This window comes from Variovorax sp. R-27 (assembly GCF_049913215.1).
Taxonomy (GTDB): domain Bacteria; phylum Pseudomonadota; class Gammaproteobacteria; order Burkholderiales; family Burkholderiaceae_C; genus Variovorax.
Genome location: NZ_CP183984.1, coordinates 5822627 through 5835909, shown reverse-complemented (window position 1 = coordinate 5835909; position 13283 = coordinate 5822627). Strand labels below are relative to the sequence as shown.

The following is a 13283-nucleotide window of genomic DNA, read 5'->3' as shown; positions in this document are numbered from 1 at the left end:
TCAATGCTCCTCGTCCGAATGGCCGCTGGTCAGCGAGCGCCACAGCAATACAGGCAGGATGATGGTGAACACGATCACTTCCTTGAACGAGCTGGCCCAGAACGAGCCGAACGCCTCGATGACGCCCACTGCCAACGCACCGAGCAGCGCACCCGGGTAGCTGGCGAGACCGCCGATCACACCAGCCACGAAGCCCTTCAGGCCGATGAGAAAACCCGAGTCGTAGAACACCGTGGTGGTCGGCCCGATCAGCAGGCCCGAGAGGGCACCGATCAGCGCCGCCATCGCGAAGGTGAGCTGCCCGGCCGCCTGCGTCGAGATGCCCATCAGCCGCGCGCCCAGTCGGTTCACCGCCGTGGCCCGCAGCGCCTTGCCGTACAGGCTGCGCTCGAAGAACAGCCACAGCAGCACGATCAGCGCGGCCGATACGCCGAAGATGATCAGCGCCTGCCCGCTCACGTTGAGCGGCCCGAGCGCCATGCGCTCGTCCCAGAACGGTGGGTTGCGAAAGCCTTCCGCGCCGAAGAACAGCAGGCCCAGCCCGGTCATCGCAAAGTGCACGCCCACCGAGACGATCAGCAGCACCAGCGAACTCGCGCCAGCCAGCGACTGATACGCCACGCGGTACACCAGCGGCCCGAAGGCCGTGACGATGAACACCGTGAGCAGGGCCTGCACGCCGATCGGCAGGTTGCGCGGGCCGGCCCAGGCCGACACCGCGCAAATGATGGCGGGGAGGGCGAATGTGCGCAGCGCCGCCTTCAGCCCGCTCGCCGCGCTGCCGCTGTGGCGCCAGGTGGTGGCCAGGTCCATCAGCGCGGCAACGCCGGCCAATATGAGCAGCAGCCACACCGTGCCCGGCGTCTTGCCGGTCTGGAAGATCGCCAGCGTCAGCGCGCCGTACGCCACGAATTCGCCCTGCGGGATGAAGATGACGCGGGTCACCGTGAAGACGAGCACGATGCCCATGCCCAGCAGGGCATAGATCGCGCCATTGGTGAGTCCGTCCAGCGTCAGGATGCTGGCGATTGAAAGATCCATGGCGTGAGGTCGTGGCGAAGGATTACTGTTCGACCTTGAAGGCGCCGTTCACCACCTTGAGCATCACGCCGGTCTCGGTCGTGTAGCCCCAGTGGTCCTGTGCCGTCCAGTTGAGCACGCCGTGCGCGAGCACCGTGCGGCCCATGCTTTCGAGCGCGTCGCGCAGCGCGGCGCGGAACTCCGGCGTGCCGGGCTTGGCCTTCTTGAGCGCGACCGGCACGGCCTTTTCGAGCACAGTGAGCGCATCGGCCGAATGGCCGGCGAACTGGTTGCGCGAGCCGGGGCCGTAGACCTTTTCGTAGCCCTGAACGAAAGCGACCGCGGCGGCCTTCGACGGGTGGCTGTCGGGCAGTTGCTCCGCCACGGTGGCGGGGCCCGACACCACGAAGGTGCCCTCGGCGTCCTTGCCGGCGGTGCGCATCAGGTCTTGCGTGGCGGCGGCGTGCGTCTGGTAGACCTTGCCCTTGTAGCCGCGCTCCATCACTGCCTTTTGCGGCATGCCGGCGCCGCTGCCCGAGGCCACGATCAGGATCGCATCGGGGTTGGCGGACGTGAGCTTCAGCACCTGGCCGGTCACGCTGGTGTCGGCGCGCGCGAAGCGCTCGGTGGCGACGATCTTGATACCGTTCTTGGCGGCCTCGGCGGTCAGCGCCTTCAGCCACAGCTCGCCGTAGGCGTCGGTGTAGCCGAGGAAGCCGACCGTCTTCACGTTCTGCTTCTTCATGTGCGCGACCACCGCGAAGGCCATCACGTCATTCGACTGCGGAAGGCGGAAGAACCACTTGTCCTTGCCCGGCGGCAGGCCGGCGGGCGCGGTGGAGATCTGCGGCGTGCCCGCTTCGGCCGTCACGTCGGCCATCGGGATGGCGACCGGCGTGGCGCTGGAGCCGACGATGACGTCGGCCTTGTCTTCGGTGACGAGGCGCTGCGCGTCCTTCACGCCGGTGGTCGGGTCGGTGGCATCGTCGAGCACGACGACCTTCAGCGTTTCGCCCGCGATGGTCTTGGGCCAGATCATGATGCCGTTCTTCACCGGAATACCCAGGCCCGAGGCGGGGCCCGTGAGCGGCTGCACCACGCCGATGGTGATGTCGGCATGGGCCATGCCGACCATGCCGGTGGCCATGAGCGCCAGCACGGCGGCGAGGGTGGTCTTCTTGAAGGTCATCGATGTCTCCTGATACGTTGTGAGGCGGGAACTTGGGAACGCGAAAAGGTGCGGCTCAGCGCGGCGCCATGCGCAGTGCGCCGTCGAGGCGGATCACCTCGCCGTTGAGGTGCCCGTTGGTGACGATGTGGCAGGCCAGCTCGGCGAATTCCGAGGGCTTGCCCAGGCGCGGGGGGAAGGGAATGGATGCTGCCAGCGAGTGCTGCACCGCCTCGGGCAGCTCCAGCAGCAGCGGCGTGGCGAACAGGCCAGGCGCCACGGTGCACACGCGAATGGCGTGCTGCGCAAGGTCGCGCGCCATCGGCAGCGTCATGCCGACCAGGCCGCCCTTGGAGGCGCTGTAGGCCTGCTGGCCCACCTGGCCGTCGAAGGCGGCGACCGAGGCGGTGAAGAGCATCACGCCCTTTTCGCCGTTGTCGAGCGCATCGAGCTTCGCGCAGCGCGCGGCGAAAAGGCGCGCCATGTTGTAGCCGCCGATCAGGTTGATGTTGACCACGCGCACGAAGTCTTCGAGCGGCGCGGGGTTGCCGTCCTTGCCGACGATGCGCTTGGCGCTGCCGATGCCGGCCACGTTCATCAGGATGCGCGCGGTGCCGTGCGCGGCCTCGGCCTTGTCGAGCGCGGCGTTCACGCTGTCGGTGTCGGTGATGTCGCAGACGCAGGCGACGCCGCCGATCTCCGCTGCGACTTTCTCTGCCAGCGCGGCATTGCGGTCGAGCACGGCGACCTTGGCGCCCAGGCGTGCGAGTTCGCGCGCGGTGGCTTCGCCGAGGCCCGATGCGCCGCCGGTGACGAGGGCGGCTTGTCCTTCGATCTTCATTCTTGTGTCTCCTGGATGGGGTTAGCGGGGCTTGACGGTGAAGGGCAGGGTGCCGTCGTGCATTGCATCGGCCAGCGCGGCGCGGTGCTTGAGCACGGAGCGCTGGTTGATGGAGCCCTTGTCGGTCACTTCGCCTTTGTCGATGGACGGCGGCTCGGCCATCAGGTGCAGTCGCGCGATGCGGTTGGCACTGCCGGTGGCGCTCGCAGCCAGCGTGTCGGCGACCTGCTGGAAGTGCGCCTGCACCGGTGCGCTCTCGAGCACCTGCTGCATGGTGGCGTCGGGGGCCAGGCCGGCGAGCTGCCGCACCTTCTGCGTAGGGAAGATCAGCGCGCCGACTTCCTTCAGGTTGATGCCGGTCAGCACCGCGTCCTGCACGTATGGCGCGCCGGCCGCGATGATCTTCGCGCGCATGGGGCCCACGCTCACGAAGGTGCCGGTGGCGAGCTTGAAGTCTTCGGCGATGCGGCCGTCGAAGCGCAGGCCGCGGTGGATGTTGCCGTCGTCTATCCACTTCACGGCGTCGCCGGTGGAGAAGAAGCCTTCGTCGTCGAAAGCCTCGGCCGTGGCATCGGGCGCGCGCCAGTAGCCGGGCGTGATGTTGGGGCCGCGGTAGCGCACCTCGGTCTTGCCGTCGACGTCGATCAGCTTGAGCTCGATGCCGGGTGCGGGCAGGCCCACGTCGCCCGACTTCACGTCGGGGCCGGTCACGTAGAGCGCGAAGGGGCCCGACTCGGTCATACCGAGGCCGGTGCCCATGACGATGCGCTCGCCGACTTCCGACTCCTGCGTCTTGTGCAGGCTGTCCCACACGGGCTGCGACAGCGCGGCGCCCGAGTAGAAGAACATCTTCACGCGCGACAGCAGGTTGCGGCGCAGCACCGCGTCGGTTTCCATGGCGTGCGCGATGGCCTCGAAGCCGGTGGGCACGTTGAAGTAGATGGTGGGCGCGATCTCGCGCAGGTTGCGCAGCGTCTCGGCCATGCCGCCGGGCGTGGGCTTGCCGTCGTCGACGTAGAGCGTGCCGCCGTTGTCCAGCACGATGCCCACGTTGTGGTTGCCGCCGAAGGTGTGGTTCCAGGGTAGCCAGTCGACGAGCACCGGCGGCTCTTCGCCCAGCGCTGGAATCGACTGGCGCAGTTGCTGCTGGTTGGCGCACCACATGCGGTGCGTGTTGATCACGGCCTTGGGCATCTTGGTGGAGCCCGAGGTGAAGAGGAACTTGGTGATGGTGTCGGGGCCGGTCGACTGCATGACCGCGTCGATGGCCGGCGTGGCGAGTGTCGAGGCCAGTGCGTCGAGCGAGGTGGTGGCGCGGCCTTCGAGCTGGCCTTCTGCAATGACGACTTCGGTTTCGGCGGGAACGACGGCTGCGATGGCGCGGCCGTAGCGCGCGGCATCGGTGGCGAACACGAGGCCCGGCGTCAGCGTGTCGAACACGTGGCGCAGCTTCTCGAAGTCCTGGCTCACGAGCGAGTAGGGCGGCGACACGGGGCAGTAGGGCACGCCGGCGTAGAGGCAACCGAGTGCGAGCAGCGCGTGATCGATGCCGTTCTCGCTGAGGATGGCCACAGGGCGCTCGGCATTCAGGCCGCGGTTCAACAGGGCTTGTCCGATACCGCGGGCCTTCTGCAGCGCCTCCGCGTAGCTCACGCGGATCCAGTCGCCGGTGCTGCCGTCGGCCAGCCGTTCGCGGCGGGCGATGAAGGTGCGATCGGGTGTGGTCTCGGCCCAGTGCGCGAGGCGGTCGGTCATGCGCTCGCGGTAGGTTTCGAGCTGCGTCTCGGCGGTCAGGTACTGCGTGCCCGGTGCGCCGTCGCGCAGCACGGCGCGCGTCACGCCGAAGGCCAGGGGGCGGTATCGGATGGCGGTCATGTCTTGCTCACCTTCGCGCCCCGGCCTTCGAGGAAGTCGCGCACGCGTTCCTTGGCTTCGGGGGCGGCCTGTGCGATGCCGGCCATCAGCGCTTCGGTGAAGAAGCCGTGGTCGGCCGACTGTTCTGCAATGCGCGGCAGTGCGTGCATCAGCGCGTAGTTGGTCAGCGGCGCGTTGGTGGCGATGCGCTTGGCGAGTTCGAAGGCCTTGTCGAAGGCCGTGCCTTCGTCGACCAGGTACTGCGCGAAGTTGGCGCGCTCGCCGTCCTCGGCGTTGTAGACGCGGCCGGTCATCATCATGTCGGTCATGCGAGCCACGCCGATCAGCTTGGGAATGCGCACCGAGCCGCCGCCGCCCACGAAGATGCCGCGCGAGCCTTCGGGCAATGCGTAGAAGGTGCTGCGATCGGCCACGCGGATGTGGCAGGCGCTGGCCAGTTCGAGCCCGCCGCCGACCACCGCGCCGTGCAGCGCCGCTACTACCGGCACCGGGCCATGCTGGATGAGATCGAGCGCCGCGTGCCACATGCGCGAGTGCTGCAGGCCCTGGCCGGCGTCGCGCTCTTTCAGCTCGCTCAGGTCGAGGCCGGCGCAGAAATGCGGGCCTTCGCCGTCGATCACCGCGGCGCGCACCGTGGAAGGCAGTTTCTCGAAGGTGTCGCGCAGCGCGAGGATCAGGCCGTCGGACAACGCGTTGCGCTTAGTGCCGCGCGTCAGGCGAACGATGGCGACTTCGTCGCGGAGCTCGATGTGAAGGTCTGGATTGGTCATGATGGTGTTCGGGGTTGCGTTGGATTATGGTTATGAGAAATAATCAATTCAAGGCATTTGGACCTGCCCGATGCTAGGGACTTACCCGTACTGGAGACAAACACATGGACCACCAGAACCTGATTGCGATCGACATCCACACCCACGCCGAGGTGAGCTGCTGGAACCCTTTCGACAACTACGGCGAGGAATACGACCGCGCCGCCGACAAGTACTTCGGCTCCAGCGGCCGGCCCACCATTGCGGAGAGCGTGGCGTACTACCGTGAAAGAAAGATCGGCCTGGTGATGTTCATGGTCGACGCCGAATCGAACATGGGCCGTCGCCGCATCCCGAACGAGGAAATCGCCGAGGCCGCGCAGAAGAACAGCGACATCATGATCGCCTTCGGCAGCATCGATCCGCACAAGGGAAAGATGGGCGCACGCGAGGCGCGCCGGCTCATCGAGGAGCACGGCGTGAAGGGCTTCAAGTTTCACCCGACGGTTCAGGGCTACCACCCCTACGACAAGATGGCCTGGCCCATCTACGAAGTGATTGCCGAGTACGGCCTGCCGGCTATCTTCCACACCGGCCACAGCGGCATCGGCTCTGGCATGCGCTGCGGCGGCGGGCTGCGGCTCGAATACAGCAACCCGATGCACCTGGACGACGTGGCCATCGACTTCCCCGACATGCAGATCGTGATGGCGCACCCCAGCTTCCCCTGGCAGGACGAGGCGCTGAGCGTGGCCACGCACAAGCCGAACGTGTGGATCGACCTGTCGGGCTGGAGTCCCAAGTACTTTCCGAAGCAGCTGGTGCAGTACGCCAACACGCTGCTGAAAGATCGCATCCTGTTCGGCAGCGACTACCCGCTGATCACGCCCGACCGCTGGATGCGCGACTTCGAGGCGGCGGGGTTCAAGCCCGAGGTGATGCCGGGCATCCTGAAGGGCAATGCGGTCAGGCTGCTGAAGCTGGCGGCCTGACCGGCGGCGCGGGCGCTACGCGTCCGCTTCTTCCTTCGGCGCGGTTTCCTCGCCGTCCAGCCGGTCCCAGTCGCGCCCCGAGCGGCGCTGCCGCTCCTCGCGCTCGCGCGCCATCTGCTCCTCGAACTGCTGTCGGCCAGCCTTGTTGGCGGCGATCAGCTTGGCGCGGTCTTTGTAGTGCGGATAGATCTCGTCGCTGAGCTTGATGTTCCGGCGGCGAAAGCGCATGGTCGATTCGCGCGCTTCATGCGCCGGCCAGCCCAGCGCTTCGAGCGTCGCACGGGCGCTGCGCAGCGACGATTCGAACACCTCGCGCTCGACCTCCGTCACGCCGCGGTCGCGCAGCTGGAACAGGTGCGTCACGTTGCGTGCCCGCGCGATGATGCGGGCCTGCGGAAAGTTCTCCTTCACGAGATCGACGATTTCGAGCGACTGCTCGATGTCGTCCACCGCCACCACGATGGCTTTTGCCGTGCCGGCTCCCGCGGTGCGCAGCAGGTCGAGCCGGGTGGCGTCGCCGTAGAACACGCGAAAGCCGAACTGGCGCAGGCCTTCGACGGTGTCGGCGTCGTGGTCGAGCACCGTCACGCGCAGGCCCTGCGACATCAGCATGCGCCCGACGATCTGGCCGTAGCGGCCGAAGCCGCAGATCAGCACCTTGGCGTCCTGCTGCTCCGAAATTTCTTCGAGCTGCGGGCCCTGGTTGCGGCTGTAGCGCGGCAGCACGAACTTGTCGAGCAGCACCAGCAGCAGCGGCGACAGCAGCATCGACAGCGCCACTGCGCCGATCAGCAGCGATGTGATCTCGGGTGGCAGCACATCGGGCCCCGCGGCCTGGAACACCACAAATGCGAACTCGCCGCCCTGCGCGAGCAGCAGCGTGAACACGGGCCGCTCCTGGTAGGCGATGCCCATCGCCTTGGCGAGCGAATAGATCACCACCAGCTTGATGACCATGAAGCCGACCACCAGCATCGCCATGACCCACGGGCTCGCGATCAGCACGCCGAAGTTGATCGACATGCCCACGGCAATGAAGAACAGGCCCAGCAGCAGGCCCTTGAAGGGCTCGATGTCGGTTTCGAGCTCGCGCCGGTATTCGCTTTCTGCCAGCAGCACGCCGGCGAGAAAGGCGCCGAGCGCCATCGACAGGCCCACCAGCTGCATCAGCGCCGCGATGGCCACCACCAGCAAGAGGGCGGCGGCGGTGAAGATCTCGGGTGTGTCGCTGCGCGCGATCCAGCGCAGGATGGGGCGCAGCAGCAGCCGGCCGCCGAGGATGATGCCGCCGATCACGCCGAGGATCTTCGCGGCTTCCAGCGCCCGCTCCAGCCCGGTGATCGACTGTTCGGCCGCGGTGGCGCCGGCAAGCAGCGGCAGCAGCGCGAGGATGGGGATGGCCGCCACGTCCTGGAACAGCAGGATCGAGAAGCCGGCCTGCCCGCTGGGCGTTTTCAGCAGGTTGCGCTCGCCGAACACCTGCAGCGCGATGGCGGTGGACGACAGCGCCAGGCCCAGCGCGGCCACCAGTGCCACGCGCCATTCGGCGCCCACGGCCCAGCCCACCGCGAACAGCACCACGGCGCAGCTCAGCACCTGCGCTGCGCCCCAGCCGAAGATGGGACGGCGCAGGCTCCACAGGCGCTTGGGTTCGAGTTCGAGGCCCACGAGAAACAGCATCAGCACCACGCCGAACTCGGCGAAATGCAGCACGTCTTCGACGCTGGACACGAGCCCCAGCCCCCAGGGACCGATGGCGATGCCGGCCACGAGGTAGCCGATGATCGAGCCGAGGCCCAGGGCCTTCGAAAGCGGCACCACCAGCACGGCGGCGCCAAGATAGATAAGGCTGCTGGTCAGCCAGGCGGGTGCGTGTTCCATGCTCAGGCCGCCTTCTTGCCGTGGTTGTCTGCGGAGGCGTTCGCAAGGCCGTGGGTCACGGCGGCATGGAAGGCGCTGGCCGCCGCCTTGTCGAGCTCATCGACCTCGGCCGGCCGGTCGCTCTCGGGCACGGGGCAGGCCACGCAGGCGTCGATCTCCTCGATCTCGGGCCAGTCGGGGTAGCTGCCCAGGCGCTGGGCGAAGGTTTCGACATGCGACTTCACATCCGCCTCGCTGGCGCTGCGCGCGCCGTAGAAGATCAGCGGCGGCAGAAAGCGCATGCCGCACAGCGCAGCGGTCTGCTCGTAGGGCGGCAGGAAGGCGTCGAAAAAGTAGCGGTGGTAGTTCTGCGGGTGGTAGCTCGCTTCGGGGCTGCCCGTGGTGGCGACCAGCCACAAGTCCTTGCCCTGCAGGGCCGTGCCGCCGGGACCATAGGCCCAGCCGTAGCTGAGCACGTCGTCGACCCAGAGCTTCTGCAGCGCAGGCATCGAGTACCACTGGATCGGGTGCACCAGCACCACGAGGCTGGCCTGGGCGAGCCGGGCCTGCTCGGCCTCGACGTCGATGGCGAAGTCGGGGTAGCTGCCGTAGAGGTCGTTCACGTCGACGCCGGGCACGGCGCGCGCGGCGGCGAGCATGCGGCGGTTGACTCGGGAGTCGCGCCAGTGCGGGTGCGCCGCCAGCACGTAGATGCCGCTGGAATTGCCGCCGGAGCTGTCGGCGGGATTTCCCATGGATGTTGTTGTCGTCATCCCGCGAACATATCTCAGTCGGGGCCGGTGCGTCGGGCAAAAACGCGCCAGCGACTACCATTCCAGCTGTCCCAGTTCTGGAGGAGAGCTTTATGCCGGTGGTTCTGGTCGCCAATCCCAAGGGTGGGGTCGGCAAGTCGACGATCGCGACGAATGTTGCGGGCTATTTCGCAAGCCGTGGTCATGCCGTGATGCTGGGCGACGTGGATCGCCAGCAGTCTTCGCGGCTCTGGCTGGGCCTGCGCCCGCCGCTGGCCCGGCCCATCGCCACCTGGGAGGCCACGGGCGAGAGCACGGTGGTGCGGCCGCCGCGCGGCACCACGCACGCGGTGCTCGACACGCCGGCCGGCCTGCACGGCTGGCGCTTCAAGGAGGTGCTGGCACTGGCCGACCGCGTGATCGTGCCGCTGCAGCCGAGCATCTTCGACATCTACGCGACACGCGATTTCCTCGACCGGCTGCAGGAGAACCGCCGCGCCGAGAAAACGAAGATCGGCCTCGTCGGCATGCGCGTGAACGCCCGCACGCTGGCGGCCGACCGGCTCCACGAGTTCATCGCCGGGCTCGGCGTGCCGGTGATCGGCGAGCTGCGCGACACGCAGAACTACGTGCAGCTCGCGGCGCGCGGGCTCACGCTGTTCGACATCGCTCCCGGCCGTGTGCAGCGCGACCTGGAGCAGTGGCAGCCGATCTGCGAATGGCTCGACGCCTGAGCCGCCAGCCTGCTCCCGGTTTTCCCTGAGCCCGGTTGTCGCCCGCCCGACAGCCGTGCGGGCGCCCCAGACGCCAGAATGCCTCGCATGACAAAAAAGACATTCCAGACCCTTCAGGATCTCGCCGCCTGCGTCGGCCAGGAAGTCGCCGTGAGCGACTGGATCACCATCACGCAGGAGCAGGTCAACCAGTTCGCCGAGGCGACGGGCGACCACCAGTGGATCCATGTCGATATCGAACGGGCCAAGGCCGGCCCCTTCGGCGGGCCGATTGCCCACGGTTTCCTGACGTTGTCGCTGCTGCCGCGCTTCTACGAAACGGCACTCGACGTGGTCGAGTCGCGCATGGGCGTGAACTACGGCTTGAACAAGGTGCGCTTCATGTCGCCGGTGCCGGTGGGCAAGCGCCTGCGGGCTCGCATGAAGCTGCTGACCTCAGAGGCGATTGCCAACGATGGCTTCCAGATGACTTGGGAAACCACCATCGAACTCGAAGGCGCCGCCAAGCCGGCTTGCGTAGCCGAGTCGGTGGTGCGCCGCTACCGCTGAGGAAGCGGCGGCCCTCCCTCTTTCTTCTTACATCCGGCGGTCGGTCACTTCGCCGTAGGCCGCGGCGCCCTGGCGGGTGATGCTCCGCGCGTTGGCGCGCACCGCGTTGCGGTCGACGTTGCCGCTCCTGGCCTGCTGCACGCCGGTGCCGCCGTTGCTGATCTGCAGCGGCTGGCGCGCTTCGGCCTGCACTTGCGCGCGCGACAGCGTCGACTGGAAAGGCGCGGGCGGCAGCGGGTTCTGTTCACCCTGGAAGGCCTGGGCGCCGCTGGCGAGGGCGAGCGTGGCGAAGGCGGAAAAGGCAATCGACTTGATGGCATTCATGGCAAGACTCCTTGGGGCAAGGCGGTGGATGGACCAGATGCCGGGTCGCTTCGCGGCCGGCATGTCTTCCATACGGCGCGTCTTGCCGATCGGATGTGCCCCTGATGTTCGAAGGGGCGACCGCTTCAGCCGAAGCCGTTCTGCCGCCAGGCCTCGAACACCGTCACGGCCACCGCATTCGAGAGGTTCAGGCTGCGCTGTCCTTCGCGCATCGGCAGCCGCAAGCGCTGCGGCTCGGCGAAGCTGTCGCGCACGGCGGGCGGCAGGCCGCTGGTCTCCGAGCCGAACACCAGCCAGTCGCCGGGCTGGAAGCGCACGTCGTGCACGGCCCGCGTGCCGCGCGTGGTGAGGGCGAACATGCGATCGGCGGCAGGCCGCTCGGCGGCGAGCAGGGCCTGCCAGTCGGCATGGCGCTTGACCTCGGCGTACTCGTGATAGTCGAGCCCGGCGCGGCGCAGCAGGCGGTCGTCCATCGAAAAGCCCAGCGGCTCGACCAGGTGCAGCGTGCAGCCGGTGTTGGCTGCGAGCCGGATCACGTTGCCGGTGTTCGGCGGGATTTCGGGGTGGACCAGGACGATATGGAACATGCGCCCATTGTCGGCGCGCCGCATCGAAGGCTCAGCGCGGCGGATCGGTCCGGGCCAGCACGACGGCGGTGATGTGGGCCGCACCAGCCAGCCGCAGCATCTCGGCGGCCGTGAACAGCGAGGCGCCGCTGGTCATCACGTCGTCGACCAGCACGAGGCGCCGGCCGCGCAGCTTTTCGGCGCGCAGCGGCTCCACCGCGAAGGCGCCGCGCAGGTTGCGTAATCGGTCGGCGCGCGAAAGGCCGCTCTGGGCGGGCGTCTCGCGGGTGCGCAGGAGCAGGGTGGCGTCAGTCTTGGAAGGTGCCAGCCGCCGTGCCAGTTCGTGCGCCTGGTTGAAGCCGCGTTCGCGTAGCCGGCCGGGCGCCAGCGGCATCGGCAGCACGGCGTCGCAGGCCTCCAGAGCCGGCTCTACCCAGGGCGCGCTGCGCAGCAGCGTGGCGAACGGCCCGGCCCAGCCTGCCTCGCCACGGAACTTGAAGGCTGCGATGGCGTCCGGCCACGGCCACGCGTAGGTGCAGGCCGCGAGGCAGGCGTCCAGCGGCGGCGGGTGCTTCACGCAATCGCCGCAGCGGCTCACGCCCTCAGGCACGGGCAGGGCGCAGCTGCCGCATCGCGCTGTGGGCGGTGCGAAGCGGGCCACGCAGGCATCGCACACCGGGCGCGAAGGCCAGGCGCGGCAGACCGCGCACTGGCTGGGCAGCCGCGCAAGCAGCGAAGTGAAGGCCCCGAGAGGCCTGAAAGGCAGGAAAGGCCACAGGGCCCGATGGCTGAGCATTGCCTCAATATACTCACGGCCCCATGGCCACCGACCCCTCACGACGACCGCCGACCATCGATGCCACGGCGGCGGCCCGCTGGCGCCGGCTTGCGCCTGCCGACGGCTCCCCCTGGCTGCACGAGGAAATCGGCCGCCGCATGGAAGACCGGCTGCAATGGATCAAGGCCCAGCCCCGCACCTGGGCCGACTGGGCGCCGCTGCGCAGCGGCCTCGAGGCGCACGAGCTCGTCGCCCGCCGCTACAAGGACGCCGCTTCTTTCGTGATCGAACCCGAGCCCGGGCTGGCCGCCGCAACCGGCCAGGCGCTGAGCGCGCCGTGGTGGAGCGCGCGCCGCTGGCAGGCTGGCAAGGCGCGCTTCGACGCACCGCCCGAAGACGGCGTCGACCTGCTCTGGGCCAACATGTCGCTGCACATGGCGGCCGATCCCGAAGCGCTCATTTCGCACTGGCACAAGCTGGTGGCGACAGACGGCTTTCTCATGTTCTCCTGCCTCGGGCCCGATACGGTGCGAGAGCTGCGCGCACTGCATGCCCGCCTCGGCTGGCCGGCCGCGGGTCATGAGTTCACCGACATGCACGACTGGGGTGACATGCTGGTGCACGCCGGCTTTGCCGAACCCGTGATGGACATGGAGCGCATCGTGCTGACCTGGGCCACGCCCGAGGCGGCGCTGGCCGAGCTGCGCACGCTGGGCCGCAACCTGCACCCGGCGCGCTTTGCGGCGCTGCGCGGCAAGGCCTGGCACCAGTCGCTGAAGAAGGCGCTACCCGAGCTCGCGCCGGCCGAAGAAGGCGGCGGGCGCATCGCGCTGACCTTCGAGGTTATCTACGGCCACGCGTTCAAGCCGGCGCCGCGCGTGTCGTTGTCGGCTGAAAGCGCGGTGTCGCTGCGCGAGATGCGCTCGATGCTGCAACGGGGTCGTCCAGGCGCTTGATCGCCCGTTCGATCGCCTGTTGATTGCGCGGCAAAAACGCCTGGCGCACGAGCCGTTTTTTGCCTACTAGTAGTGACCCGTAGGCGTCCCATAGGGCACTCGGGCGCAGATATCTACCC

14 protein-coding genes are annotated in these 13283 nt (G+C 68.1%); 4 read left to right on the top strand and 10 right to left on the bottom strand.

Going from position 1 to position 13283, the window contains the following annotated elements:
* From ACN9MV_RS27390 to ACN9MV_RS27370, 5 genes are read right to left on the bottom strand one after another with little or no spacing between them, the layout of a single operon-like run.
* Entirely contained in the window at positions 1-1041 is a 1041-nt protein-coding gene (locus tag ACN9MV_RS27390) for a branched-chain amino acid ABC transporter permease (RefSeq protein ID WP_093079547.1), read from the bottom strand.
* A gap of 22 nt (positions 1042-1063) precedes the next feature.
* The gene (locus ACN9MV_RS27385; RefSeq protein ID WP_093057614.1) at positions 1064-2209 is read right to left on the bottom strand and encodes an ABC transporter substrate-binding protein; all 1146 of its coding nucleotides are present in this window, start codon (positions 2207-2209) and stop codon (positions 1064-1066) included.
* Between the two features lie 55 nt (positions 2210-2264).
* The gene (locus ACN9MV_RS27380) at positions 2265-3029 is read right to left on the bottom strand and encodes an SDR family NAD(P)-dependent oxidoreductase (RefSeq protein WP_093057615.1); all 765 of its coding nucleotides are present in this window, start codon (positions 3027-3029) and stop codon (positions 2265-2267) included.
* A 21-nt stretch (positions 3030-3050) separates the two neighbouring features.
* A complete protein-coding gene (locus ACN9MV_RS27375; RefSeq protein WP_426390368.1) occupies positions 3051-4904 on the bottom strand; it encodes a feruloyl-CoA synthase in 1854 nt (617 codons plus the stop codon).
* Complete coding sequence (locus ACN9MV_RS27370) at positions 4901-5674, bottom strand: crotonase/enoyl-CoA hydratase family protein (protein ID WP_093057617.1); 774 nt, start codon at positions 5672-5674, stop codon at positions 4901-4903. Before ACN9MV_RS27370 ends, ACN9MV_RS27375 begins: the two co-directional genes overlap by 4 nt.
* 104 nt (positions 5675-5778) lie before the next feature.
* On the opposite strand from ACN9MV_RS27370, the gene ACN9MV_RS27365 reads away from it, so the two are divergent.
* Positions 5779-6645 (top strand): amidohydrolase family protein, encoded by an 867-nt coding sequence (locus ACN9MV_RS27365; RefSeq protein ID WP_093177541.1) that lies wholly within the window; start codon positions 5779-5781, stop codon positions 6643-6645.
* Between the two features lie 15 nt (positions 6646-6660).
* Here ACN9MV_RS27365 and kefC read toward each other — a convergent pair whose 3' ends face one another.
* Positions 6661-8526, bottom strand: a complete 1866-nt coding sequence (kefC, locus tag ACN9MV_RS27360) for a glutathione-regulated potassium-efflux system protein KefC (RefSeq protein WP_093057619.1) — start codon at positions 8524-8526, stop codon at positions 6661-6663.
* 2 nt (positions 8527-8528) lie between these two features.
* Entirely contained in the window at positions 8529-9278 is a 750-nt protein-coding gene (locus ACN9MV_RS27355) for an NAD(P)H-dependent oxidoreductase (RefSeq protein WP_307617067.1), read from the bottom strand.
* 92 nt (positions 9279-9370) lie between these two features.
* On the opposite strand from ACN9MV_RS27355, the gene ACN9MV_RS27350 reads away from it, so the two are divergent.
* Positions 9371-9991 (top strand): ParA family protein, encoded by a 621-nt coding sequence (locus tag ACN9MV_RS27350; protein ID WP_093177544.1) that lies wholly within the window; start codon positions 9371-9373, stop codon positions 9989-9991.
* A 78-nt stretch (positions 9992-10069) separates the two neighbouring features.
* Positions 10070-10540, top strand: a complete 471-nt coding sequence (locus tag ACN9MV_RS27345) for a MaoC family dehydratase (RefSeq protein ID WP_093057622.1) — start codon at positions 10070-10072, stop codon at positions 10538-10540.
* Between the two features lie 27 nt (positions 10541-10567).
* On the opposite strand, the gene ACN9MV_RS27340 is transcribed toward ACN9MV_RS27345, so the two are convergent.
* The 3 genes from ACN9MV_RS27340 to ACN9MV_RS27330 form a co-directional block, all read right to left on the bottom strand.
* On the bottom strand, positions 10568-10864 hold the full coding sequence (locus ACN9MV_RS27340) for a DUF4148 domain-containing protein (RefSeq protein WP_307617068.1): 297 nt from the start codon (positions 10862-10864) through the stop codon (positions 10568-10570).
* A gap of 125 nt (positions 10865-10989) precedes the next feature.
* The gene (trmL, locus tag ACN9MV_RS27335; RefSeq protein ID WP_307617069.1) at positions 10990-11451 is read right to left on the bottom strand and encodes a tRNA (uridine(34)/cytosine(34)/5-carboxymethylaminomethyluridine(34)-2'-O)-methyltransferase TrmL; all 462 of its coding nucleotides are present in this window, start codon (positions 11449-11451) and stop codon (positions 10990-10992) included.
* 31 nt (positions 11452-11482) lie between these two features.
* Complete coding sequence (locus ACN9MV_RS27330) at positions 11483-12226, bottom strand: phosphoribosyltransferase family protein (protein ID WP_426390367.1); 744 nt, start codon at positions 12224-12226, stop codon at positions 11483-11485.
* Between the two features lie 23 nt (positions 12227-12249).
* On the opposite strand from ACN9MV_RS27330, the gene ACN9MV_RS27325 reads away from it, so the two are divergent.
* Entirely contained in the window at positions 12250-13164 is a 915-nt protein-coding gene (locus ACN9MV_RS27325) for a biotin synthase (protein WP_093177548.1), read from the top strand.
* Positions 13165-13283 lie beyond the last annotated feature (119 nt).